Below are 24,935 nucleotides of genomic sequence, written 5' to 3' on the forward strand. Positions count from 1 at the left end.
TAATCATTGTTAAAGCATGCGGAGGTAATCCGGATATAGTATTCCGATGATTGATTTTTATTCAAGGTTTCGAACACTCAAGGATTACACCCGAAGAATTTGCCTTTTTACAACAGGCTACCGCTTCACTTGATGAAAATCAACAACGGTACTTTACCAGTGTTTACTATGGCAAACGCCGCAACCCGCAAGATTTAATGCTGGCCACACTGCTTGGCTTTGTAGGCGCGGCAGGTGTACAACGTTTCATGACAGATCAGATTGGGATGGGCTTATTATATTTTTTCACTGCCGGCTTTTGCTTTATCGGTACCATTATCGATTTGATCAACTACAAAGCCATCGCTAACGAATACAATCAAAAAATGGCTTTCGAAAGCTTCAACATGGCTAAAATGACCAACTAAGATCCCCCTACAGCGGGCACAGTTTCAACATATATATATAATGAAAAAATCCACCTTCTGTTACGGGGTGGATTTTTTTGTGGACTAAAGCAACCTTCCTTTCAAAAAGCAGAAACCAGACTTCCGAAGTTTTAAAAACTTCGGAAGTCTTTCGCCGGGCTATTGCGGAGGTTCTCTTGATTCTTGACTCTAATCTCTTGATTCTATTTGACTCTATTTCCCCATAGATTTGTCCCTAACGGCCTTAAACTCCGATCCTGGTTTCCAACCGGGGAAAGTGGTTTCGTTACTCAGCTTTGTGCCTATCTGGTACATGATGCCGGCAACCTGCATCATGCCGGTTACATCCATCCTATCGCTGTAGTTGTCTTGTTGCTGGTGGTAGCGGTTTTCGTTATAATCTTTTTGGCGCTTTTCACCAAAGTCGGCACCATTTGCTACACTGATACTGCCGTTGTTAATATCTAACGCGGGTACACCCAGTTTGGCAAAGTTAAAGTGATCGCTGCGGTAGTAACTGCCCGAGCCGGGTTTGCGGTCGCCTACTGTGGTTAAGCCTTCGGCTTTAGCAATCTCTTCTACATAGTCTTCCAGTTCATTTTGTCCTTTACCTGTAATGGCGATATCTTTGGTCGATCCGTAATCGCCAAGGGCATCCATATTTAAATCGGCTACGGTTTTGTTTAGCGGAAATATTGGGTGCGTTGCATAATACTCAGATCCTAACAGACCCTGCTCTTCGCCGGTAACCGCCAGGAAAACAACAGAGCGCTGCGGTTTTTCTTTAGATGCTTTAAAGGCTTTTGCCACGGCTATAATAGCTGCAACACCACTGGCATTGTCAACCGCGCCATTGTAAATGCTATCGCCTTTGGCATCTGGCTTGCCTACACCCAAGTGATCCCAATGGGCGGTGTAAAGAATAGTCTCTTCGGGCCTGGCGCTGCCTTTTATAATACCGATTACATTATGCGATGTGGAATATTTCAATTTAGTGGTAACCCCTAAGGAAATCTCCCTGTTTAACGGGATTGCTTTAAACCCTTTTTTGCGGGCTATGGAGCGGATATCGCCGGTTATGCCTGCATCGGCTAATAGTTTAGTTGCGGCGGCTTCTGTTATCCAGCCTTCAACCTTACAGCGCGACATGTGTTTATCTTTTTCGGTAAGATAAAGTTTGGCCCCGGTGAAGCTGTTTTGCACCACTTTCCAGCCGTAACTTGCCGGGTCTGTTTGGTGTACAATAATTACACCCGCGGCTCCCTGGCGAGCGGCTTCCTCATATTTATAAGTCCAGCGACCGTAATAGGTCATGGTATCTCCTTTGAAAAAAGCAGGATTGCCGTTTTTGTAGCCGGGATCATTAACCAGCACAATAACGGTTTTGCCTTTAACATCTAACCCGGCATAGTCGTTCCATCCGTATTCCGGCGCTACAACGCCATAACCGGCAAATACTAAAGGCGATTTTTTAAGTTCCACACCCAGCACTTCCTGTCTGGTAGAGGCCACAAAATCACTATCGGCAGTAAACGATATTGGCGTTTTCCCTCCGGTGATCTGCATGGTTGCCGATGGCTTGCTGGTAATTTCAACCATAGGCACATCCTGAAAATAGGTCCCATTGTTGCCTGGTTCAAGCCCTGCCTTTTTAAACTGTGATGAAATATAGGCGATGGCCTTATTCTCGCCCGCGGTAAAGGGCTTACGGCCCATCAGCGAATCGGCTGCCAATACGGCTATTTGTGATTTGATCTCGTCGGCGCTGATGGATTTATCAATTTGTTCGGTTTTGCTGTTTTGCTTACAGCCGGCCACAACGGCAATACCGGCAATCAGCAACAGAAAGTTTTGTTTTATAGTCATGAAGATGTGTTTGTTCAAATTTAAATAAAACACGGCGTTTTCTCTTACAGCCAGGCAATTAATTCCAACCGGTTGTTGTTTTTTCAGCTCTTTTTTCCTTTTAAACCGGCATACAAAACGGAGGGTATGTTGATGGCCGGATATTACTTTTTAAACTGCGGGCGATTAAGCCGGATGACCTGCCAAACCACTTCGGCACTCGCCAGGGCAACGATAGCAAAACCGGCGGCCTTCAATGCCTCGGGGGTTGATGACAGCGCACCGCCCAGGGCAACCGCGTAAACTAAGAATGGCAGGGCTATCACCATGCACAGGCCGGTAACATTCAGAGGGATTTTAAACGGCCGTGGTTTATCCGGTTCCCTGAGCCGCAGTTTTATCAGCGAAATATATTCTAACGAAAGGCCTGCGCCGTAAACGGTTACATCGATGATAAGCAGATCGGCAAAAGTCCAAAGCACCATGAAGCTTACCACAATGGAACAGATGATGATGGAAATATAAGGCGTTTTAAACCGGCGATGCAGGCGGTTAAGGCCGCGTGGCAATAAATTATCTTCGGCCATTACCTGCGGCACCCGCGATACCGATAGCAGCACCGCCGAGTAAATACCAAGCGAGCTGGCCATCCCTCCTATCGCGATGAGCACACCCAGCCAATGCCCGGCTATCCGCACACCTAACGAAGGCATGCCATCAGTACTAAAGGTATCATGATTAATACCCGATTGCTGCGCAACCCAGGTAATCAAAACGTATACTACCATCACCAGCAAAAAAGCGATGGCCATAGATATCATATACGAGCGGATTGGTTTTTCAACCTCCTCGGCATAAGTTGTTATATTATCCCAACCCAGGCAGTTCCACATCACGGTATACAAAGCCATCCCGAAAGATGGAAAAGTAATACCTTTTAATGAAGGTGCCGGGATTGACATTGGCCCCGCATGGTGATGCACCGCCAGCACAATCACAATAATAACCGGCGCCAGTACCACGGCACTCAAAAACAGCGATACTTTGCCTACTGGTACAATCCCCAATATATTCAGCCCAGCCGATGCCCAGATGATGATGAGGCAAACAGGAATTTTATAATCTGCTAAAACGGGGTAAAAAAAAGAAGCGTACATCACAAAGAGCACCGGGTAAATAGCCAGGTCCACAAAAGTGTACAGCCAGGTCCACCAGCCTTCGTAAAATCCCCAGCGTGTGCCTAAAGCGTATTTTACCCATTTGTAATAGCCGCCGGTTATGGGCATCATGCTGTTGAGTTCCAATACCGTAAAAATGGCAGGCACATCCCAAAACAACGGAGTGAGCATCAGGATAAGCAGCGCGCCATGGTCGCCGGCATAACTGAGCAACGGCTCCAAACCATACGGGCCACCGGATACGGTAAAGAAGATAACAGCAATAAGCTGTATAGGCCGTATCTTTTTTAAAGCAGCGGGTGATGGCATAGGGTATAAAAATATAATTTACGCCGGAAAAAATGGCGTTTATCGGCTTTTATTTAAGGCGGTTTTTCAAATTAACTTCCGTAAAAGCTCTTTCTAAACGGCAAAGTCATCATAAACACAAAACAATAAACCAATGACGAATAATCTCTTCCGTAAAGGGGAGCTTTAACTTCGATACGAATACGTTATTTTGAAAGTTTTACTAAGAGTATGTTTAAAATAAGAAAAACTGATTGTTATTGCCTTTGGTAGGATTCTCGATAGCTGAAGAACTGCGTTATGTGAACAAGGCGCAGACGACTCACCCCGACGAGGCTGCGCCCGTCTCCCCTCTCTCCGACTGCGTCGCATAGAGGGGCAAAAAGGCTTTGTTTTGTCTTCCCTACCCTCTTTGCGGCTTTAGCCGGAGAGAGGGTGGTCCAGCGAAGCGTAGACCGGGTGAGTCGTAGCCTGCGTGCAAGCTAATATGCTATGGGTGAAGTAACAACTAAGCAATAATGTTTTTTGACCATTACATCTTTCCAAAAAAATCAGTTTTAAAAGTGTCTAAGGAAAACTGCTTTTTCAGGCTGCAACCTTCCTCTTCCTCAACAACGGCCCTACTCCAATAAACAATATCAGTAAAACAGCAATAGCGCTGCCAGCCATCGGGATATAATCGCCATGGTGCACGTAGAAGGTAATATCAGAATTTAAGTTGATGTCTTGCTTAATTGCCGTTTTTGTCCACCATTTGGTTTGTTGTACCACATCGCCGCGTTGGTTGATGAAGGCCGAGATGCCGGTATTGGCACTTTGGGCTACCCACCTGCGGGTTTCAATAGCGCGCAGCTTGGCGTAATCCAGGTGCTGATCTTTGCCCGATGTGTTTTCCCACCAGCCATCATTGGTGATAATGGCTATAAACTGTGCTCCTTTTTTTACCGAGCGGGCTACATAGGCCCCATAGATAGATTCGTAGCAAATCACCGGATCAACCCCGATACCGCTTTGCGAGTAAAAAGCTTCGGCATCCGGCTGGATACCATACATGCCCGTAGCGCCGCCAAGATGCTCAAAAACCGGCTTTAAAAACGATAGCACATTACCAAACGGCAGCGACTCCGCCCCCGGCACCAGGCGCGATTTATGGTAAAACTGTGGCTTGCCGTCGTTTTCGATATTGATAGCGCTGCTAAAGTTATCAATAAACACACCGGGCTGCTCTGTCGGGCTCGCGGTTGCCGTCGCGCGGGTATTGTATAGCTTATAGGTTTCGCCGCCGGTGAGCAGGTTGCCATTTTTGTAATTTCGTAAAAAGTAGTGGGCTTGCTTATAGTACCGGTTGCTTTGTATCCTGTCTTCGTCCATATAGTCGGGAATAGCCGTCTCGGGCCATAAAAAGAACTCGGTATTGGGTTGGGCAATATCGCGCGACAGGTGGATCATGATATCTATCTGCAACGCTGTTGGGATAGTGCCCTCTTTCTCATATGGATCGATATTAGGTTGTACCGCTACAATATTTGAAGGATTGGGTTGTTCGGTATAGTTGTAATAGGTATATAAAGAAAAGCTTATTGGCAATATTACAGCCAGCACCAAACCGCTTATGAGCTTTAACCTTAACGCTTTTGCTTGTACCTCGCGCAATCCCACATAAATTAAAAATGCCAGGATGTTTACTATCCACACCCAAATGGTACCGCCATAAACGCCGGTGTACTCATACCACTGTATCCATTGGTGACTTACCGCGAAACCGTTACCCAACGTCATCCACGGAAAGTTTAAATCCCAGCTTTGGTGCAGGTACTCGTAACCAATCCAAAGGAAAACCAGGCCGGCCAAACTCCAGCCTCTGCCGGTTAATAACCTCAGCCTGTAATACAGCCAGCAAGCAGTAGCCATCAACAGCGGACCAAGCGAGTACGGAATAAGCGTAATTGGTATAGCCACCAAATTGCCAACCTGCTTAAGCGCGTTATAAACCCAATAAACTGAGCCTGTGTTCCAGATAAAAAAGCCGATGAAGGTGATGTTGAAAATTTGCCTGCCCTTTTTAGGCGTTGTGGATTGAATAATGTTTTCCATCGCCAGCAACATGGGTACAAAACCAATAAAAAGCAGGAAAGTAGTATAGGGCGTTGGCGGCCATGCTATCCACAATAATAAACCGGAGAGTATAGCTAAAGGAAGATTTTTTTTCATTAATGTGTTTTATCAAAACTATTTGAACGTGTCGCCGGGATTGGCAAATTTATCGGCATTGTACTGGTCAGAATTACCTTTAGGAATGGATAACGAATGCCATTTAGCGCCGGTTATCATTTTACCAATGTGCACAATTTGCCCAACATGGTATGGATAATGCGCCAACTGCCGGTTAATGGCGTCTTCAATGCGGTGCGGCTCGTTGCGGATGTAAATGGTTTTTTCCCAGTCGGCAGGCGTAATGGAATTGAGGGCGTTAAACAGGCATTCCCATCCGCTGTTCCAGGTATCCATCAGGTTTTCGCGGGTGCTTACTGTATCTTCAAATTCGGTATCGCGGTTTCTCCAGTTTTTTTCACCATCAGAGGTTAAAAAATCCGTCCAGCGGGAAAGCATATTGCCGGCCATGTGCCGTATGATGATAGCGATGCTGTTGCTCTCGTCATTAAAACGCCAAAACAGGTCGGCATCATTCAATTGCTCAAATGTTCTTTCGCCTAATTTGCGGTAATAGGCAAACTGCGTTATCGCGCTGTTAAGGTATGCTTCCAGGTATGCTTCCATGGCTGTTTAATCTTCTTCGTCGTCGGTATCTTTTTTGTACTTGTCTTTTGATGATTTTACTACAGGCTCGGCACCGGCAATACACATTACAAACTCGCCTTTCAGGGGGTGCGTTTCAAAGTATAATTTCACTTCGGTAACAGTGCCCCTTACGGTTTCTTCAAACATTTTAGTCAGCTCGCGCGATACAGATATCTGGCGGTCGGCACCAAAATAGGTGGCCATTTCTTCCAGCGTTTTCAATAAACGGTGCGGCGATTCGTATAGTATAATGGTGCGCTCCTCCGTCGCCAAAACCTTAAACCTTGTTTGGCGGCCTTTTTTCAATGGCAAAAAACCTTCAAAGCAAAACTTATCTGTAGGGAAACCAGAGTTAACCAGCGCCGGTACAAAAGCCGTAGCACCGGGCAAACACTCCACCGCGATGTTGAACTTTAAAGCCTCGCGCACCAGGAAAAAACCCGGATCTGATATTGCTGGTGTGCCCGCGTCAGATATCAAAGCGATGTTTTGCCCTTGCAGTAAAAACTTAATGATCTCGTTTGATGACTGGTGCTCATTGTGCTGATGATGCGCGAACACCTTTTGCTGAATGTCAAAATGTTTCAGCAATGGTGCCGACGTGCGTGTATCTTCAGCCAAAATCAAATCCACCTCCTTTAAAACACGAAGCGCCCTAAGCGTGATATCCTCTAAATTACCTATTGGTGTAGGAACTAAATATAATTTACCGGGCATATTAGTTTGCAGTTATCAGTTTGCAGTGGGCAGTTTGTTTGCGGTTATCAGATTGCAGTAAACATTTTGGCTTGCTTAAAAGCATACAAAACAAGCCATGGAAAAAAACTGCAAACCGCGCACTGCAAACCGCCAACTGATTATATCTTTGCCTAAAAAATAAAATAATGCTGCAAGTTAGTTATATCCGTGATAACAGGGAACAGGTTTTGGATCGTTTGGCTGTAAAAAATTTTAAACAGCCCGAATTGGTTGATGAAATAATTGCGTTGGATGATAAACGTCGCTCCACCCAAACCAGCATGGATAACGTATCGGCCGAGGCCAATGCAGCCGCCAAACAAATTGGCGAACTGATGCGCGCCGGTAAAAAAGCCGAGGCAGAAGAGATTAAAGCCAAAACCGGTGCCTGGAAAGAAGACATCAAAAAGTTTGGTGATTTGCTTGCCGCAACCGAAGAAGAACTTTACCAGAAAATAGTTTTATTACCTAACCTGCCCCATAGCTCGGTACCTAAAGGCTTAACGCCCGAAGAAAACGAGGTTGTTTTAGAAAACGGTGCAAAACCAGAATTACCGGCAAATGCATTGCCGCACTGGGAACTGGCCGCTAAATATAACCTGATAGATTTTGAATTAGGCGTTAAAATAACCGGCGCTGGTTTCCCAGTATACAAAAACAAAGGAGCCAAACTGCAACGCGCCCTCATCAATTACTTTATTGACGAGGCCGAAAAAGCAGGCTACAGCGAAGTAAGTGTGCCGCTGATGGTTAACAAAGATTCGGGTTTTGGTACAGGCCAACTGCCAGACAAAGAAGGTCAGATGTATTTTGTTACCGAGGATGAATTATATTTAATTCCTACCGCCGAGGTACCGGTTACCAATATATACCGCGATGTGATCTTGAAGGCAGATGAATTGCCGGTAAAAAATTGTGGTCATACACCTTGCTTCCGACGTGAAGCTGGCTCATACGGCGCGCACGTACGTGGCTTGAACCGCTTACACCAGTTTGATAAAGTAGAAATTGTACAGGTAGTACATCCCGATAAATCATACGAAACCCTGGAGCAAATGAGCGCCCATGTACAAGGCCTATTAAAAAACCTTGGCCTGCCCTACCGTGTATTGCGCCTTTGCGGCGGCGATATGGGTTTTGCATCAGCTTTAACCTATGATATGGAAACCTGGAGCGCGGCCCAGCAACGCTGGTTAGAGGTTTCATCAGTATCAAACTTTGAAACCTTTCAAAGCAATCGCCTTAAACTGCGTTTCCGCAATTCCGAAGGTAAAACCCAATTAGCGCATACCTTAAACGGCAGCGCGCTGGCTTTACCTCGCATTGTAGCCACTTTGTTAGAGAATAACCAAACGGAAAAAGGGATTAAAATACCGGAGGTTTTGGTGCCTTATACTAAGTTTGAGTGGATTGATTAGCCCCCCCCGGCCCCTAAAGGGGGAGTTTTTAAATTCCTCCTCTTTTATTATCGCTGGTTCAAAAACCCGGCGCACATTGAAAGAGGGAATGACGTAGATCGCGTGGCGCAGAAGACTCACCCGCCAGCCCGCCTTTGGCGGACGGCACCCTCTCTCCGGCTGCGCCGCATAGAGGGGTTTGAATAGCAGCAGACTGATATTTAATTGTATAATTCCCGGTAAAGCGTTCAAACCCCTCTTTCCGCGAAGCGAAGAGAGGGTGACAAGCGTAGCGATGTCGGGTGAGTCTTCTCCCGCGTTCTTAACCCTACGCCTTAGCCAACAATCCCATTACTGTAACATCAAAAGCATTGACAACCGCGGTTACCATGTTTTTGCCTTTCTCGGGTTGTTTAAAATCGTGAGGATAAAATATCTGGTCAACACCAAGCACTTTTAACAGGCTATCTACCTTGGTATGCTCCTTTTGCTTGTAGCAACAAATTTTAATTTTGTTGTAGGCGGTATTTGATTGAATGCGGCGTAAAATTTTTTCGATATCGGTGCTCAGGTGCTCGTAATGAAAAATCACGACATTGGGCTTTTGCTCGTGAATGGCAGGAAAAATATTGCCGGGAGCCGAAATATGCCTGAACTGTTTATTGTTCGGCAACAGCTCAACCGAAAAATTATCGGGTGCAACCAATAGTACATTTTTAGATCGTATACGGATCATCGCATTTAATTAAGGGGACTTAAAAGTAATTTATAAACCCCACTTTGTCAATAATTTATTACTTTTTATAATAAATTAATACCAAATACTCAATTTTGTTACATTGTTGATAGTGCCCATACCCTATATTTTCACAAAAGGAAATTATTTTAATTTCACCATTGGTTTCCTTACCCCAAACACCCATTATACGGCTTATATTCCAAAATGAAGATCTTGTAATATTTAAGATACTCCATTTACGCAATCGATTGAAAAGTATATATTTGGGCCCAAAATCATTGTGAACCAAACTGATAAAACCTTTTATTTAAACCTATGCGATTAAAACTTACGTTACTGCTCGCGCTTTGCGTGCTGGTATTCAACTTTGGCAAGATAGTCACGAAGCCCAAAGTGCTTGTTTTTACCAAAACCTCCGGCTTTCACCACGCCTCTATCCCGGTGGGTGCAGCAGCCATCATCAAACTTGGAGCCGAAAATAACTTCTCTGTAGATACCACATCTGATGCTGCGAAGATTACCGAAACCAACCTTTCAAAATATTCGGCAGTGGTGTTTTTAAGCACTACCGGCTATATGCTCAACAACTACCAACAGGCCGACCTGGAACGCTACATGCAGGCCGGCGGTAATTACGTTGGTGTACATGCTGCCGCCGATGCCGAGTACGACTGGCTTTGGTACGGCCGCTTAGTGGGTGCTTATTTTGATAGTCACCCGGCCCAACAGGAAGCCGTTTTAAAAGTGATTGATAAAAATCACCCTGCCACCCGTACTTTGCCCGATGAATGGAAAAGAAAGGATGAGTGGTACAACTTTAAAATGATTAGTCCGGATATCCATGTGCTGATCAATATTGATGAAAACAGCTACAAAGGCGGTACAAATGGCGCAAACCACCCGATGGCCTGGTACCATAACTTTGAAGGCGGCAGATCGTTTTATACCGAGCTGGGCCATACCGACGAATCATACAGCGATCCGGCTTATTTGAAACATTTGCTTGGCGGTATCCAGTATGCCATCGGCGATAACAGGAAATTGGATTATTCAAAATGTACTACACTAAGGGTTCCCGAAGAAAATCGCTTTAGCAAAACATCGTTGATCCAGGGTACTTTTTATGAGCCTACCGAAATGGCTGTATTACCAAACTTAGATATTTTGGTAACCCAGCGTCGTGGTGAAATTATGCTGTATAAAAACGACACCAAAAAAGTGAAACAGGTGGGCTTTTTAGATGCCTATTTTAAAACAGTACATACCAAAGGCGTTAATGCCGAAGAAGGTGTTTTAGGCTTGCAAATAGATCCCGATTTTAAAACCAATCATTACGTTTACATTTACTACAGCCCGGCAGATACATCGGTTAACCGCCTTTCGCGTTTTACCATGACCGGCGATACCATCGATAACAAAACCGAAAAAGTAGTTTTGCAATTGTACTCTCAGCGCGAGATCTGTTGTCACACCGGTGGTTCTATCGCCTTTGGGCCAGATCATATGTTGTATGTATCTACCGGGGATAACAGCACCCCGTTTGATGAAGGTAAAAACCTGCCACATGATACCCACGCCTTTGCGCCTTTGGATGATCGCCCGGGCTATATTAACCACGATTCCCGTCGCTCGGCCGGTAATACCAATGATTTGCGCGGAAAAATCCTGCGTATAAAAATGAAAGATGATGGTACATATACCATCCCGGCAGGTAACTTATTTAAACCAGGTACAGCAGGCACCAAGCCCGAAATTTATGTAATGGGCGATAGAAACCCATACCGTATTGCAGTTGATAAAAAGAACAGCTACCTGTACTGGGGCGAGGTTGGCCCCGATGCTAATAACGATAGCCTGGCTACCCGCGGGCCACGTGGTTACGATGAGTTTAACCAGGCCAAAGCAGCAGGCTTTTTTGGCTGGCCTTTGTTTATCGGCCCAAATATTCCGTACCATGCTTATAATTATGAAACAGGAGTATCCGGTCCAGCATTTGATCCGCTGCACCCCATCAACGATTCAAAAAACAATACCGGCTTAAGGGAGTTGCCACCGGCGCAAAAAGCGATGATCTGGTATCCTTATGGCGAATCGAAAGAGTTCCCGCAGGTGGGTTCAGGCGGCCGCACCGCAATGGCCGGACCAATCTACTATTCGGACCTGTTCCCTAAAGGCGTCCGCATGCCCGATTACTATAACAAAAAAGTATTCTTTTACGATTGGATTCGCGGTTGGATAAAAGTACTTACCCTGCAACCAAATGGCGACCTGGATAAAATGGAGCCATTTATGGCCGGCACTAAATTCAACTCGCCTATAGATATGGAAATGGGCCCTGATGGCCGTATTTATATATTGGAGTACGGCTCCGGTTGGTTCAGCAAAAACAAGGATGCCGGCCTGGCCCGTATTGATTACAATACCGGTAACCGCGCGCCCGAGGTAAAAAGCATAGCTGCCAATAACCTGTATGGCAAACTGCCGTTACCGGTAACCTTTACCGTTGCAGCAGCCGACCCAGAGAAAAACAAAATGACCTATACCTGGAATTTAGGTAACGGCGTTAAAAAAACAACCACAGTTCCCAAATTGCTTTATACCTATGTAAAAAAGGGGAATTACAACGTATCTGTTTCTGTAGCCGATGATGAAGGCGCCGCTACGCAAAGTAAAACCATCGCTGTTTTGGCCGGACAGGATTCGCCGGATATGAAACTGAAAATGGCCAATATCAAAGCCAATGCCGCGGGGCAGGCCTTGATGATGTCGCTTGATTGCAAGGCCTGCCATAAGGTAGCCGAAAAATCTGTTGGCCCGGCATTTACCGAGGTAGCTAAAAAATACCCTAACAACGCGGCATCAACCAGTCACCTTACTAAAAAAGTAATAACCGGTGGTCACGGTGTTTGGGGCGATGTGGATATGCCCGCCCACCCTAACCTAAAACCGGCAGAGCTTAAGCAGATCATCAATTGGATTTATTCGCTTAAATAATCGATTTTGAAGTGTATAACAAAAGGGCTTGTTGCGAATGCAACAAGCCCTTTTTGTTTTCTGTAGAGACGCAATATTTTGCGTCTCCCGCATGCAAATCCAATTTCCGTGCTTTTTACATTCGCCCTATCCGATGATAACCGGGCATCTATTTTATCGCATTTACCTTAAACTAATTTTGAGATAGAAAACTTTACCTTAGTACTCTATCTCAACATTATATGATATCTGATATCGAATTACGGGAAATTGAAATAAGGTGGCATACTACCCAACCGGGCCCATGGAAAGCTTTTATTGAAGGTCGAGATCATGAAGCCGGGTCTGATTTTATAATGACAGGCAATGACATAAACAGGGGAAACGACATTGAAATGAATGGTGCTACTATAGAAGATTATGACTTCATTGCAAATGCAAAACAAGATATTCCAAAGCTGCTAAACGAGATAAAAGAACTTCGTAAATTATTAAGCAACACTGCTTAAACCGTTAAGTTAATTCGCCGGCAACTTAAAAGCGGGCCACAAGGCAGAGCCTTGCGGCAGCTTGAGGCTTAAATATCCGCCCTGTACAGCGGGAGACGCAAAATATTGCGTCTCTACATCTGAATTTAGAACCACTGTTACTTGCGCAATTCATCCTTGTAAACCTCACCACCCTTCATCACAAACGGAACATTTTCTAAAGTAGTTATATCAGCCAATGGATCAGCCTTTACGGCGATCAGATCAGCGTACTTACCTGCCGTGATAGAGCCTACTTTGGCTTGCCAGCCCAACAGGTCGGCGGCGCTGGATGTTGCAGCCTGGATAGCCTGCATCGGTGTTAAACCAAATTTTACCATGTATTTAAACTGTTTGGCATTCCAGCCATGCGGGTAAACGCCGGCATCGGTACCGAAGGCGATTTTTACTCCTCCCTTTACCGCGCGTTCAAAACTCAACCGTTGGGTTTTGCCTACTAATTTTTCTTTGTTGATGATCTTATCCGGTGTGCCGTGTTTGGCGTAGTCGCTCAGGATATAGTCGTCGTTATAAATATCGGCTACCAGGTAGGTACCATGTTGTTTCATCAAGGCGATGGCTTCGTCATCTAAAAAGCTGCCATGTTCAATAGAGGCAACGCCGGCTTTAACCGCCATTTTTATGGCAAGGTTGCCATGGGCATGCGCGCAGGCTTTTAATCCCCATAAATGCGCTTCATCAACAATGGCATTCATTTCTTCCTGGGTATATTGCGGTGCTCCAACACTTTCTTCTTCTGATAACACCCCGGCGCTTGCGCCAAATTTGATAACACCTGCGCCGTATTTGATGTTATAACGCACCTGCTTGCGCACACCGTCAACGCCATTAGCTACGCCGCTCATTTCTTTCGGCCCTATCCAATCCAAATAAGGCGAAAAGCCATTCAAATCACCATGACTACCGGTACTGCCAATAAACAAGGTAGCACACAACATCCGCGGACCGGGTACATCACCGTTATTAATTGCATTACGCAAAGCGATATCAATAAACGCCGGCGCGCCAACATCCCGGCAGGCGGTAAAGCCCGCCATCAGCGTACGTTTAGCATAAACCGGCGCAACAATGGCTAAGTCTATCGGCGTTTTGCGAAAAATGTCATCGTAGTAGTTTTCGCCGGGCTGGCTGGTGAGGTGGGTGTGGCAATCAATTAAACCAGGCATTACGGTGGCATCGCTCAGGTCAATAACCTTTGCCCCGGCAGGGATGCTGATATTGCCACCTACGGCCTTAATGGTATCATGATCAACCACAATAACCTGGTTGGTTAATACCTTGCCCTTATCGGTATCAATAAACTTACCGGCTTTAATATATTTTACGCTATCGGCCTGCTGCGCAAAACCTGGCATAACGCAAAAAAGCATCAGAGCTACGCCGATGCTTTTAAAGTAATTTTTATTCATATGGTTTGGGATGAGTGTTTATCCCAATAATACGGAAAAAGCCTCACCTAAATCCTCTCCAAAGGAGAGGACTTTTCAAAAAAGTTGCTATACCAACCAAAAGCTCCCCCTTTTAGGGGGCCGGGGGGGCTATGAATTGTTCCACCGCCTTCTCCATCCTGCTAATCGTTTCGGCTTTACCCAACAGCGCCACAATATCAAACACATGCGGGCCGAATTTACCGCCCACTAACATTACACGCAACGGCAACATTACATCGCCAACTTTCAATCCTTTTGTTTCGGCAAGGGCTTTAAATTTTGCTTCCAGATCATGGGCTTCAATTGTGGTTTCGACGTTTAATAAAATGGCAAACTCTTTAAAGAAATCAGTTTTGGCATCCGTCCACTTTGGTTTTACGGCATTAAGATCATATTCTTTAGGTTGGTCAAAAAAGTAGCCCGCCTGCTGGTAAAAATCGGGCAGTACTACACAGCGGTCTTTAATGAGATTAATAACCGTTTCCAATTTAGCATCATCATTAACTACAATGCCTTTATCGGCCAAAATAGTGCTAACTGCCAACTTCAAACTGCTAACTGACGATCTTTTGATCCACTCGGCGCTAAACCATTTGGCTTTTTCAAAATCGAATTTAGCTCCGGCTTTGCTTACGCGTTCTAACGAGAATTTTTCAATCAGTTCATCCAACGTAAAAATTTCCTGTTCGGTACCATCGTTCCAGCCTAAGGTGGCTAACAGGTTAATGAAGGCTTCGGGTAAAAAGCCCAACTCGCGGAACCCTGGTGTTAACTCATCTGTTTTGGCATCATACCAGCTCATGGCATAAACCGGGAATCCCAGGCGGGCACCATCACGTTTACTTAGTTTGCCGTGCCCATCTGGTTTTAATATCAATGGCAAATGCGCCCATTGCGGCATATCGGTTTTCCAACCTAAATATTCCCAAAGCAGTAAATGAACCGGTGCCGATGGCAACCACTCTTCACCACGGAAAGCGTGGGTTATTTTCATTAAAAAATCATCAACCACTACAGCCAAATGATAGGTAGGCATACCATCGGCTTTTAATAATACCTTATCATCAACCTGGTTGGTTTCAAAACTTACATGGCCGCGAATCAAATCATTAAAACTCACCGTTTCATCGGCAGGCATTTTTATGCGGATCACGTGCGGGGTGTGCGCATCTAACAGGGCATCAACTTCATGCTGTGGTAATGCAATAGAATTACGCAAGCTTTCGCGATAAGCCAGGCCGTATTGAAAGTTAGGGATCTCTTTACGTTTAGCATCCAACTCTTCGGCGGTGTCAAAAGCGTAGTAAGCATGTCCCTGCATTACCAATTGCTCGGCATATTGGCGGTAGGCGGCTTTACGCTCGCTTTGACGATAAGGCGCATAAGGGCCGCCCACTTCCGGGCTTTCATCGGCTTTTAAGCCGCACCAGGCCAGGCAATCTAAAATATATTGTTCGGCACCTTCCACGTAGCGGGTTTGGTCGGTATCCTCAATTCTCAAAATAAAATCGCCATTATGCTTTTTGGCGAATAAATAGTTAAACAACACAGTACGCACCCCACCCAGGTGTAAACCACCTGTAGGACTTGGCGCAAAACGAACTCTTACTTTTTTATCGGTCATGATGAGGGCAAAGATACATTTTTTGGATGTGCAGATGTGCAGATTTCAGATGTGCAGATGAAGAATGATGTGCAGATGAAGAGTAATGCGCAGATATGCAGATTTCAAATGTGCAGATGCTTTTGAAAAGATACGATCAATAATATATATTAAAATGAGCCGAAAAACGTTTTTTCATCTACACATTTGCATATCTGAAATTAAAAAATCTGTTCCTTCATCTGCACATCTGAAATTTGCACATCTGAAATCTAAAAAAATCCCGTTATTTGAATCGTGGCCAGTTTGAACCCGTATCAGCGAAAAAAAAGGTGGAAGTATTTACTACTCGCGTTTGCAGTTGTAATTGCCAGCGGTAGTTTGTTTTACACCAATTATCTGGTGCATAACATTGCCAGGTCCGAACGTACCCGCGCTCAGGTTTGGGCCATGAGCATGCGGCAGATCCTCAACTCAGATGATAACGACTTTTTACAGTATACCCTTGCTGTTCGTGATAGTTTAACGGTGCCTGCTATTGTTGCTGATGCTAAAGGCGATATTAAAGGGGTACGCGGCTTGGATACTACCAAAAATTATATTGATCTGCCTTCGCCCGGTAAAAAATACGATCCCGCCTATTTTAAGGCAGAGCTGGAGTATATGAAAAGTCAGCACGAACCTATTAAATTGAAAATTTTAGGAGAGGAAACTTTTGTTTATTATAAAGACTCGGCCTTGTTACAGCAATTGCGTTTGTTCCCGTATGTGCAGCTTACCGTGATCGCTATATTTTTGCTGATGGCTTATACCGCGTTCAGCTCGTCACGCAAATCGGAGCAAGACCAGGTTTGGGTTGGTTTGGCTAAGGAGACAGCCCACCAATTGGGTACACCGATATCCTCCTTAATGGCCTGGATTGAGCTGATGAAAGAGAAGTTCAATGCCGAAGAAGATGTATTAGTTGCCGAAATGGAAAACGACGTAAAACGCCTTGAAATTGTGGCCGATCGTTTCTCCAAAATCGGATCTAAACCCGTATTGGAAGAGCATGGGGTATACGCCGTTGTAAAAGATTTTGTTGATTACTTTAAAGTACGGGTGAGTAAAAATATTGGTTTTGAGTTATCAGGAAACCCGCATTTAAAAGCCGGACTTAACATTCCGCTGTTTGATTGGGTGATAGAAAACCTGCTGAAAAACGCGGTAAACGCTATAGATGGTAAGGGAAGCATCAAAATAGAAATTGGCGGTAATAAAGTAAAAAACCAGGTTTTTATTGATGTAACCGATACAGGCAAAGGCATCCCACGTTCTAAGTTTGATACCGTTTTTCAGCCGGGCTATACTACCCGTAAACGCGGCTGGGGTTTAGGCCTTTCGCTTACCAAACGTATGATTGAGAATTACCACAACGGGCAGATTTTTGTGAAAGATTCTGAAGTTGGTAAGGGCACAACATTTAGAATTATATTAAAAAATACCCGCAATGATAAGCAAACCAAATACTGACGAATATTCACCATTTGCAGCCGGCTACGTGGCCCTGGTTCCTGATGAAAATGTAATTGAAAAATTAGAGGAGCTGATGACTTCAAGCTACCAGCTATTCAGCAGCCTTACCGAAGAACAGGGCGCTTACGCCTATGCGCCCGGCAAGTGGACGGTTAAACAATCCCTTGGCCATATGATTGATACCGAACGTACGTTTGCTTACCGCGCCATGGTATTTTCACGCAACCATACCGAACTACCCGGCTTTGATCAGGATGTGTACGTGGCTAATTCAGATTCAGATAGCCGTACGGTACAGGATTTAGCTTCGGAATTTAAAGCAGCAAGGGAATCAAACCTCTATCTGATAAAATCTTTTAGTCCGGAGCAACTGCTTCGCGAGGGCATTGCCAGCAATGCGCGCTTTACGGTTAGGGCTTTTGTTTATATGATGGCCGGGCACGAGTTGCACCATTTGAATTTATTCAGGGACAGGTATAGTATTGGGTGATAAACTTCTCTGTTTCCGCAAGGCTCTGCCTTGTGGTCAATATGCAAAAGAATACTCCTTGATAGATCTTCCCTGGCTTATCTAAACGCGGACCACAAGGCAGAGCCTTGCGGCAGCGACCGTTTTTCATCTGCACATCTGCACATCCAAAAATCTACCCTTCGTTCCTCTTTATAATAAACGCCATCAAATCATGAATGGGTTGTTTAATCACCTTGCCGGTTTTTACGCCCGCCTGGTGACAAAGCGAAGTAAGTTCTTCGGCAAAGAAATACGCTATGGAGCCTACAAAATGGCATTTGTACTTATGGTATTCGGGGTACGATTTAATGTTGGTTTCTATAAACTCGGTTAGCCCTCTTTCCATCAACTCCTGGCCGTATGGCGTAGTTTTAATCTCGCTCACAAATTTAGAGAAGGTGGCCAGATAGGTATTTCCGTTAGGCTTTTGGTATACGTTTTTAATAACAATATCCTTGTTAAGGCGATAGCTTTGCTCAAACCGATGATTAATATCCGCAGGCATACGGCCATACAAAAAATCGGTAATTAAGGTTTTGCCAAACCAGGTGCCTGCACCTTCATCACCCAAAACATAACCTAAGCCATGATGACCCTCATGAATATCTTCGCCATCAAAAAACGAAATGTTTGACCCTGTGCCCAGCACGCAACACAACCCTTTTTCATAACCGCAAGTGGCATAAGCACAACCCAAAAGGTCGCTATCAACAGAAATATAGGCCCTGGGAAAATAGGTGGTTATGGCGTTTGATACAATCTCGTGCCTGTCCGGACTGCTGCAGCCAGCGCCAAAAAAATAGATTTCCTCTACCCTATCGGCGCAGGCCAGCATTTCCGGTACCTGGTCCTGAATAATACGGGCTATTTCTTTTTCGTTTAAAAAATAAGGGTTTAAACCCGCTGTTTTGAATGAAACTGGTTCCTGTTGAGGAATGTGAAGCAACCAGTCTGTTTTTGAAGATCCGCTGTCGGCTACTAAAATCATGCACTAAGTTCCTCAAGGGCCTTTGTGGTTAAAGGCTTGTGGATAAACTGGGTAATATATTTATTGCTTGCCGATTGTTTCATATCAACCGGGTCAAGCGATGATGAAAGCATAAATATTTTAATGCCTCTTTTATCGATATCTAACTGATCATACTCCTGCAAAAACTCAAACCCGCTCATTGTAGGCATCCTGATATCCAGGAAAATCACATCAGGCTTTACTATACCAAAGCGTAACGAATCAATAGCCTCTGTTGGCGATTGGCGTACAATAATGGTTTCGGCAAAGTTACTGGCTTCCAAAACTTTGCGCGTCACAAAGTTATCGATGTAATTATCATCGATCAGCAGGCAGGTTTTGTAGCGAATTGACATCTTTTCAAAGATATACGTTTACAAACAAATAAAAAAACAATACTTTTTGGGTATTTACTGTATACTGATACTGTTGGTAATTTGTTTCAAAGTAATTTCGGCTTGTTTTGATTGATACTGCGCTGCAAAGAAAGTTGATTGTGCAGTAAGGTAGTTTCGTTGCGCTTCGCGAATCTCCAGCGGGGTAATGTTACCCAGCTTATATTTCTCCAATGAAATATCGAGGTTTTTTTTGGCGATGACTACATTGGCCTGCCCAAGTTTAATTAAATCCAGGCCCGAAACGTAGGCCGCAAAAAGAGTATTTACCTGTGTTTCTATATTAAGCTGGGTTTGTTTGGCCGTAATGTTGGCATTATCTATTTGTATTTTGGCGTTACGCTCTTTACGGGATTGATTAAAGCCATCAAAAATATTGATGGTAGCGGTTAGGCCATAGTTTAACCCATGCTGGTTTTGTGACAAGGTAAAACCGGCCGGCGTTTTATTATCGCTAAAGGTATAGCCGGTAGTTACACCTACCTGTGGATAGCGGGCTGCCCGCACTTGTTTCAAATTAATTTCGGCCAGCCGGCTGTTTAATTTAGCCGATAGTATGCCCGGGTTTTGCGACTGCGCATTGTTAATGATATCGCCCAGCATCAGTTTTTCATCAATTACAATAGTATCAGCAACAGAAAAATCGGTTTGAAGATCACGTACCAGGATTTGATTTAGTTGAATCTTCAGGGTTTTAAACAGCTGGTATTGTGTAACCAGGTTGGCCGTATCGGTATTTAAATTTACCTGCGCGTTCAGCACATCTAATTTAGATGCCCGGCCAACATGAAATTTATCATTGGCATAACGCAACTGCGTATGCGAAATATCGATAGCCCCTTTTAAAGCTTTGATCTGTTCGTTTTGGCTAATGAGGTCATAATAAGTATTGATAACATTAGCCACGGTATTTTGGATAGTATCCTGCAAGCGAAGCGCTCCCAATTGATCAAGTTGCTTTAACTTATCGTAATTAGCAAACATGCCAAAGCCATCAAAAATGGTCCAGTTTAAGGCTACACCATAGTTAATGCCTGTATTGGGCGCGTTATTGATGTTATTAACTGTACCATCGCTTCTGGTTTGTTTTGTAGTTAACCGGCTGTTTGTTGACGCGAAATTGCCGTTCACCTTTGGTAAAATACCGGCGCTGCCCAACGTAACGTTGTTGGCAGCAAGGGCTTTATTATTTTGCGATAGTTTAATGTTATAGTTGTTTTTAAGGGCAATCTCCACGGCTTCTTTCAGGGTAAGCATTGGAGCATCCTGCGCCATGGCCTGCCCGCCTAAAAAGGCACAACAAATAACCAGGAACGCTATTTTTTTAATGATCATATCGTTTACAGATTTTCAATCAGCTTTATTTCTTTTTTCTCTTCCGTGGTTTCTTCTTCTGGTTCATCGTCCGGATCGCGGCGGGTTTTTGATGCGAAAATCACGTACATAAGCGGAATGATGTACAGGGTTAACACCAACGAAAACAGCATCCCTCCCATAATTACAATACCCAATGAGGTACGGCTTTTTGCACCGGCCCCCAACGCGAACGCGATTGGTACCGAACCCAATACCACGGCCAAGCTGGTCATTAATATAGGGCGAAGACGGGCGGTGGCGGCTTCAATAGCGGCCTCGTATTTGGCCACGCCGTGTTCCATCCGTTGGTTGGCAAACTCCACAATCAAAATCCCGTTTTTGGTTACCAGCCCTACAAGCGTAATGATCCCTATCTCGCTAAAAATATTAAGCGTTTGGTTAAATAACCAAAGCGACAGGAACGCGCCAGATATAGCCAATGGCACGGTAAGCATTACAATAAAAGGGTCCATAAAGCTTTCAAACTGGGCGGCTAATACCAGGTATATCAGCAGCAGCGCAAAACCAAAGGCAAACAAAATGTTTGATGAACCTTCGGCGTAATCCCGTGATGGGCCGCTTAAGGCTGTACTAAACGTTTCGTCTAAAAGGCTTTTGGATATACGGTCCATTTCGGCAATGCCATCGCCAACAGTTTTACCGGGAGCAAGTCCGGCCTGTATAGTGGCCGATTTATAGCGGTTAAAGTGATAAATAGCCGGCGGTGTTGCACCCTCGGTGGTTTTTACCACGTTATCTAACTGCACCAGGTTACCCTTGGTGCTGCGCACATATACCGATTTCAAGTCAAGCGGCTGATCGCGGTTGGCCCTGTCAACCTGGGCAATTACCTGGTATTGTTTACCGTTGATCAAAAAGTAATCTAACCGGCCGGCGCTGTAATACAATTGCAGGGTTTGCGCAATGTCGTCAACAGATACACCTAAATCCCGTGCCCTATCCCTATCTGTAATTACCCTTAGTTCGGGCTTAGTAAATTTAAGGTTCACATCCGTTCCCTGGAAAACCGGGCTGCGCGATACCTCGGCAAAAAACTGCGGCAGCACTTTTCGTATCTTCTCAAAATCCTGGTTTTGTATTACATATTGTACCGGCAATGATGTACGCGCGCCGCTGCCGCCACCGCTTATGGTTTGTTCCTGTATTACAATGGCGCGGGCATCCGGCATTTTGCTTAGCTTTTTGTTCATCCAGTCGGCCAGTTGTTGCTGGGTGCGGGTACGTTCATCCGGCAGGGATAAACCAATCCTGCCGAAGCCCGAGTTTGCCGAACCACCACCGCCGAATGATGGCGAAACAATTTCCAGGTTAATGTTAGCTTCGGGTATGGAGTCCTCTACCAGCTTGGCAACCTTATCCATGTACTTGGTCATGTACTCGTAGGTAGCACCTTCAGATCCGGTTACGCTGTAGCGCAATAAACTACGGTCATCCAAAGGGGCGAGCTCTGAGGGGATAACTTTAACCAACACACCAATAATAAGCAATGAAACCACCAGGATCACAAATGATACCCAGCGCACTTTCATAAACTTAACAAGGGTTTCGGTATACGAGGTGGTCATGTTTACAAAAAACGGCTCGGTGCGTTCGTAAAACTTCGATTTTTTGTTTGATTTACGGATCAGCTTTACGTTCAGCATCGGCGTTAAGCTCAGCGATACAAATGCAGATATCAATACCGCGCCCGCGACGACGACCGCGAACTCGCGGAATAACCTGCCTGTAAAGCCCTGTAAAAACACAATGGGTAAAAACACTGCCGCCAATGTTACCGATGTAGATACTACCGCGAAAAATATCTCGGCAGATCCTTCAAAGGCCGCCTTGCGGATGGCCATACCGGCTTCTACCTTTTTGTAAATATTTTCTGTTACCACAATACCATCATCTACCACCAGGCCTGTTGCCAGTACAATACCCAGCAGGGTAAGGATGTTGATAGAGAAGCCGAAAATATACATGATAAAAAAGGCTCCTATTAAGGATACCGGGATATCTATCAGCGGGCGGAAGGCGATTAACCAATCGCGGAAAAACAGGTAGATGATAATTACCACCAGCACAAAAGAGATGATGAGCGTTTCCTGTACCTCGGTGATGGATTGGTTAATGAACCGGGTATTATCCAGGGCCACCTTCACCTTAATATCGGGCGGTAAATCTTTTTGAATTTGCTTTAAACGCGCGTAAAAATCTTTGGCAATTTGCACATAATTGGCACCCGGCTGCGGCACAATAGCCAGGCCCACCATGGGCACGCCCGATTCTTTAAATATGGTTTCCTCATTAGCCGACCCTAAAACGGCATAACCAATATCGCTCAGGTGAATAACCCGGTTGCTATCGGCCCGGATAATAAGGTTGTTAAAATCTTTTTCGGTTGATAGCTTGCCCAGCGCCCTGATGGTTACTTCGGTGTTATTACCTTCTATTTTACCGGCAGGCAGCTCCACGTTTTCTTTAGCCAGGGCTGCGCCAATATCGGTGGCGGTTAAGCCCAGGGCCGATAGTTTATTAGGATCTATCCATAAGCGCATAGCGTACTGGCGCTGGCCCTGTATGTTAATGGTACTTACGCCCGGTATAGTTTGCAAGCCTTCCTGCAAAACGTTTTCGGCATAATCATCTAACTGGGTAAGGTTGCGTTTATCGCTGCTTACGGTAAGGGTGATGATCTGGTCGGCACTGGCATCGGCTTTGGTAACAACCGGCGGCGCGTTAATATCCTGCGGTAACTGACGCTGGGCCTGGGCTACCTTATCGCGCACGTCGTTCGCGGCTGTTTCCAGGTCGGCATCCAGGTCAAACTCTACGGTAATATTGCTTGAGCCAACCGAACTGGTTGAGGAGATATTGCGGATACCCGGCACGCCGTTGATGGATTTCTCTAACGGTTCGGTAATCTGCGATTCAATTACATCGGCATTGGCACCCGAGTAACTGGTAGATACCGAAATAATAGGCGGATCGACCGATGGAAAATCCCGCACCCCTAAAAATTTATAGCCGATAATACCAAACACAACAATAACTACAGACATTACTGTTGCCAATACCGGCCTTTTTATACTAACTGAGGATAAACTCATGGTGTTACTTTATTACATTATTAATTTTCAAAGGCACCTTTGGGCGCATTTGGATTAAACCCGAAACCACCACGCTATCGCCAGGCTTTAAGCCATCTATTACCTGGATCTTGGTATCGGTACGCAGGTCGGTTTTTACCGGCCTTGTTTCGGCCACGCCGTTATGGGCAATGTATACAATGCTGCTTTTCAGATCGGGAATCACCGCTTCGGTTGGTAGCAATATGGTTTTCGGGATCTGATCCAACGTTAAATTAATTTTGGCAAAGCTGCCCGCGGTTAGCAAACCTTTGGGGTTTGGCGCTTTGGCCCGCACGGTAATGGTACGCGAGTTAACATCAATGGATGGTTCAATAGCGTAAACCGTACCGGTAAATCCCTCTCTTGAACTTTCGGTATTGAATTTAATTTTGCTGCCAACCCCCAATATGGTCAGGTATCTTTCCGGTACCGAAAATGTAATTTTAGCGGGATCGATGTTCACCAATTGCGCTATAGGCGATGCCGGCGACAGGTAACTGCCCGGACTCACATTACGCAAACCAATAGTGCCAGAAAAAGGCGCGCGGATTTCTGTACGCACAATCTGCGCTTTAATAACATCTGCGGCGGCTTTTAATGAGTTTAAAGAGGTAAGCGAGGTATCATACTCCTCCTGGCTTATGGCTTCTTTTTGCAGCAATACCCTGTTGCGGTACTCCACCTGTTTAGCCAACGTTACCTGGTATTGGTTTTGTTGTAATGATGCTTCTAAATCCTGGTTATAAACTTTAACCAGCAGCTGGCCTTTTTGCACTTTGCTACCTTCGGTAAAATAAATGCCGGTAATGTTACCCGCTGTTTGGCTTACCAGGCTTACCTTTTCATTGGCATCAATACTGCCGGTTACATCAATAGTATTGTTTACGGCGGTATCCTTCACAACCATAATGTTAACGTTTACGGGGCCGTTCTTCTTTTTGCCGCTTTTGCCTCCGGCCTGCGCAGCAGCGCTTTCTTTGGCGTTTTTGCTAAAAAACTTGTTGTAAACTAAATAGGCTACCAGCAAAGCAAGGGCCGTGTAAATAATGTATTTTGTTTTCATACTGTAT

General features: G+C 45.0%; 19 protein-coding genes. 6 read left to right on the forward strand and 13 right to left on the reverse strand.

Annotation, left to right across the window (positions count from 1 at the left end; genetic code table 11):
- The first annotated feature begins 50 nt into the window (after positions 1-50).
- Positions 51-407, forward strand: coding sequence for a TM2 domain-containing protein (locus QWZ17_RS25145; protein WP_290308094.1), 357 nt, complete (start codon positions 51-53; stop codon positions 405-407).
- 213 nt (positions 408-620) lie between these two features.
- On the opposite strand, the gene QWZ17_RS25150 is transcribed toward QWZ17_RS25145, so the two are convergent.
- The 5 genes from QWZ17_RS25150 to rsmI all read right to left on the reverse strand — a co-directional run bounded on the left by QWZ17_RS25150 (position 621) and on the right by rsmI (position 7,234).
- A complete protein-coding gene (locus tag QWZ17_RS25150) occupies positions 621-2,273 on the reverse strand; it encodes a M28 family metallopeptidase (protein ID WP_290308095.1) in 1,653 nt (550 codons plus the stop codon).
- A gap of 143 nt (positions 2,274-2,416) precedes the next feature.
- Positions 2,417-3,739: an APC family permease gene (locus QWZ17_RS25155; protein WP_290308096.1), complete on the reverse strand. Its 1,323-nt coding sequence runs from the start codon at positions 3,737-3,739 to the stop codon at positions 2,417-2,419.
- Positions 3,740-4,303: 564 nt separating this feature from the next.
- Complete coding sequence (gene lnt, locus QWZ17_RS25160) at positions 4,304-5,929, reverse strand: apolipoprotein N-acyltransferase (RefSeq protein WP_290308097.1); 1,626 nt, start codon at positions 5,927-5,929, stop codon at positions 4,304-4,306.
- Between the two features lie 18 nt (positions 5,930-5,947).
- Complete coding sequence (locus QWZ17_RS25165; protein WP_290308098.1) at positions 5,948-6,496, reverse strand: DUF1572 family protein; 549 nt, start codon at positions 6,494-6,496, stop codon at positions 5,948-5,950.
- 6 nt (positions 6,497-6,502) lie between these two features.
- The gene (gene rsmI, locus QWZ17_RS25170) at positions 6,503-7,234 is read right to left on the reverse strand and encodes a 16S rRNA (cytidine(1402)-2'-O)-methyltransferase (RefSeq protein ID WP_290308099.1); all 732 of its coding nucleotides are present in this window, start codon (positions 7,232-7,234) and stop codon (positions 6,503-6,505) included.
- 167 nt (positions 7,235-7,401) lie between these two features.
- On the opposite strand from rsmI, the gene serS reads away from it, so the two are divergent.
- Complete coding sequence (gene serS / locus QWZ17_RS25175; protein WP_290308100.1) at positions 7,402-8,673, forward strand: serine--tRNA ligase; 1,272 nt, start codon at positions 7,402-7,404, stop codon at positions 8,671-8,673.
- Between the two features lie 307 nt (positions 8,674-8,980).
- Here serS and QWZ17_RS25180 read toward each other — a convergent pair whose 3' ends face one another.
- The gene (locus tag QWZ17_RS25180) at positions 8,981-9,388 is read right to left on the reverse strand and encodes a hypothetical protein (RefSeq protein ID WP_290308101.1); all 408 of its coding nucleotides are present in this window, start codon (positions 9,386-9,388) and stop codon (positions 8,981-8,983) included.
- A 318-nt stretch (positions 9,389-9,706) separates the two neighbouring features.
- Here QWZ17_RS25180 and QWZ17_RS25185 point away from each other — a divergent pair, with 318 nt between their 5' ends.
- Both QWZ17_RS25185 and QWZ17_RS25190 read left to right on the forward strand, forming a co-directional pair.
- On the forward strand, positions 9,707-12,385 hold the full coding sequence (locus tag QWZ17_RS25185) for a ThuA domain-containing protein (RefSeq protein WP_290308102.1): 2,679 nt from the start codon (positions 9,707-9,709) through the stop codon (positions 12,383-12,385).
- 221 nt (positions 12,386-12,606) lie between these two features.
- Positions 12,607-12,873, forward strand: a complete 267-nt coding sequence (locus QWZ17_RS25190) for a hypothetical protein (protein WP_290308103.1) — start codon at positions 12,607-12,609, stop codon at positions 12,871-12,873.
- Positions 12,874-13,010: 137 nt separating this feature from the next.
- On the opposite strand, the gene QWZ17_RS25195 is transcribed toward QWZ17_RS25190, so the two are convergent.
- The gene (locus QWZ17_RS25195) at positions 13,011-14,321 is read right to left on the reverse strand and encodes a Xaa-Pro dipeptidase (RefSeq protein WP_290308104.1); all 1,311 of its coding nucleotides are present in this window, start codon (positions 14,319-14,321) and stop codon (positions 13,011-13,013) included.
- A gap of 112 nt (positions 14,322-14,433) precedes the next feature.
- On the reverse strand, positions 14,434-15,966 hold the full coding sequence (gene gltX, locus QWZ17_RS25200) for a glutamate--tRNA ligase (RefSeq protein WP_290308105.1): 1,533 nt from the start codon (positions 15,964-15,966) through the stop codon (positions 14,434-14,436).
- Between the two features lie 285 nt (positions 15,967-16,251).
- On the opposite strand from gltX, the gene QWZ17_RS25205 reads away from it, so the two are divergent.
- Entirely contained in the window at positions 16,252-17,457 is a 1,206-nt protein-coding gene (locus tag QWZ17_RS25205) for a sensor histidine kinase (RefSeq protein ID WP_290308131.1), read from the forward strand.
- Positions 17,435-17,950, forward strand: coding sequence for a DinB family protein (locus QWZ17_RS25210; protein WP_290308106.1), 516 nt, complete (start codon positions 17,435-17,437; stop codon positions 17,948-17,950). The genes QWZ17_RS25205 and QWZ17_RS25210 overlap by 23 nt, the downstream gene beginning before the upstream one ends.
- Before the next feature lie 154 nt (positions 17,951-18,104).
- Here QWZ17_RS25210 and QWZ17_RS25215 read toward each other — a convergent pair whose 3' ends face one another.
- From QWZ17_RS25215 to QWZ17_RS25235, 5 genes are read right to left on the reverse strand one after another with little or no spacing between them, the layout of a single operon-like run.
- Entirely contained in the window at positions 18,105-18,959 is an 855-nt protein-coding gene (locus QWZ17_RS25215; protein WP_290308107.1) for an N-acetylglucosamine kinase, read from the reverse strand.
- Positions 18,956-19,336: a response regulator gene (locus QWZ17_RS25220; protein ID WP_290308108.1), complete on the reverse strand. Its 381-nt coding sequence runs from the start codon at positions 19,334-19,336 to the stop codon at positions 18,956-18,958. The genes QWZ17_RS25215 and QWZ17_RS25220 overlap by 4 nt, the downstream gene beginning before the upstream one ends.
- Before the next feature lie 54 nt (positions 19,337-19,390).
- Positions 19,391-20,710, reverse strand: coding sequence for a TolC family protein (locus QWZ17_RS25225; protein ID WP_290308109.1), 1,320 nt, complete (start codon positions 20,708-20,710; stop codon positions 19,391-19,393).
- 5 nt (positions 20,711-20,715) lie between these two features.
- Positions 20,716-23,844, reverse strand: a complete 3,129-nt coding sequence (locus QWZ17_RS25230; protein WP_290308110.1) for an efflux RND transporter permease subunit — start codon at positions 23,842-23,844, stop codon at positions 20,716-20,718.
- Between the two features lie 4 nt (positions 23,845-23,848).
- Positions 23,849-24,928 (reverse strand): efflux RND transporter periplasmic adaptor subunit, encoded by a 1,080-nt coding sequence (locus QWZ17_RS25235; protein WP_290308111.1) that lies wholly within the window; start codon positions 24,926-24,928, stop codon positions 23,849-23,851.
- Positions 24,929-24,935 lie beyond the last annotated feature (7 nt).

It is taken from the genome of Mucilaginibacter flavus (assembly GCF_030409315.1).
GTDB lineage: Bacteria > Bacteroidota > Bacteroidia > Sphingobacteriales > Sphingobacteriaceae > Mucilaginibacter > Mucilaginibacter flavus.

What these genes read in the sequence shown, in the direction of transcription:
- QWZ17_RS25150 (WP_290308095.1), bottom strand. Translation starts at nt 2,273, where the DNA reads ATGACTATAAAACAAAACTTTCTGTTGCTGATTGCCGGTATTGCCGTT.
- QWZ17_RS25155 (WP_290308096.1), bottom strand. Translation starts at nt 3,739, where the DNA reads ATGCCATCACCCGCTGCTTTAAAAAAGATACGGCCTATACAGCTTATT.
- lnt (WP_290308097.1), bottom strand. Translation starts at nt 5,929, where the DNA reads ATGAAAAAAAATCTTCCTTTAGCTATACTCTCCGGTTTATTATTGTGG.
- QWZ17_RS25165 (WP_290308098.1), bottom strand. Translation starts at nt 6,496, where the DNA reads ATGGAAGCATACCTGGAAGCATACCTTAACAGCGCGATAACGCAGTTT.
- rsmI (WP_290308099.1), bottom strand. Translation starts at nt 7,234, where the DNA reads ATGCCCGGTAAATTATATTTAGTTCCTACACCAATAGGTAATTTAGAG.
- serS (WP_290308100.1), top strand. Translation starts at nt 7,402, where the DNA reads ATGCTGCAAGTTAGTTATATCCGTGATAACAGGGAACAGGTTTTGGAT.
- QWZ17_RS25180 (WP_290308101.1), bottom strand. Translation starts at nt 9,388, where the DNA reads ATGATCCGTATACGATCTAAAAATGTACTATTGGTTGCACCCGATAAT.
- QWZ17_RS25185 (WP_290308102.1), top strand. Translation starts at nt 9,707, where the DNA reads ATGCGATTAAAACTTACGTTACTGCTCGCGCTTTGCGTGCTGGTATTC.
- QWZ17_RS25190 (WP_290308103.1), top strand. Translation starts at nt 12,607, where the DNA reads ATGATATCTGATATCGAATTACGGGAAATTGAAATAAGGTGGCATACT.
- QWZ17_RS25195 (WP_290308104.1), bottom strand. Translation starts at nt 14,321, where the DNA reads ATGAATAAAAATTACTTTAAAAGCATCGGCGTAGCTCTGATGCTTTTT.
- gltX (WP_290308105.1), bottom strand. Translation starts at nt 15,966, where the DNA reads ATGACCGATAAAAAAGTAAGAGTTCGTTTTGCGCCAAGTCCTACAGGT.
- QWZ17_RS25210 (WP_290308106.1), top strand. Translation starts at nt 17,435, where the DNA reads ATGATAAGCAAACCAAATACTGACGAATATTCACCATTTGCAGCCGGC.
- QWZ17_RS25215 (WP_290308107.1), bottom strand. Translation starts at nt 18,959, where the DNA reads ATGATTTTAGTAGCCGACAGCGGATCTTCAAAAACAGACTGGTTGCTT.
- QWZ17_RS25220 (WP_290308108.1), bottom strand. Translation starts at nt 19,336, where the DNA reads ATGTCAATTCGCTACAAAACCTGCCTGCTGATCGATGATAATTACATC.
- QWZ17_RS25225 (WP_290308109.1), bottom strand. Translation starts at nt 20,710, where the DNA reads ATGATCATTAAAAAAATAGCGTTCCTGGTTATTTGTTGTGCCTTTTTA.
- QWZ17_RS25230 (WP_290308110.1), bottom strand. Translation starts at nt 23,844, where the DNA reads ATGAGTTTATCCTCAGTTAGTATAAAAAGGCCGGTATTGGCAACAGTA.
- QWZ17_RS25235 (WP_290308111.1), bottom strand. Translation starts at nt 24,928, where the DNA reads ATGAAAACAAAATACATTATTTACACGGCCCTTGCTTTGCTGGTAGCC.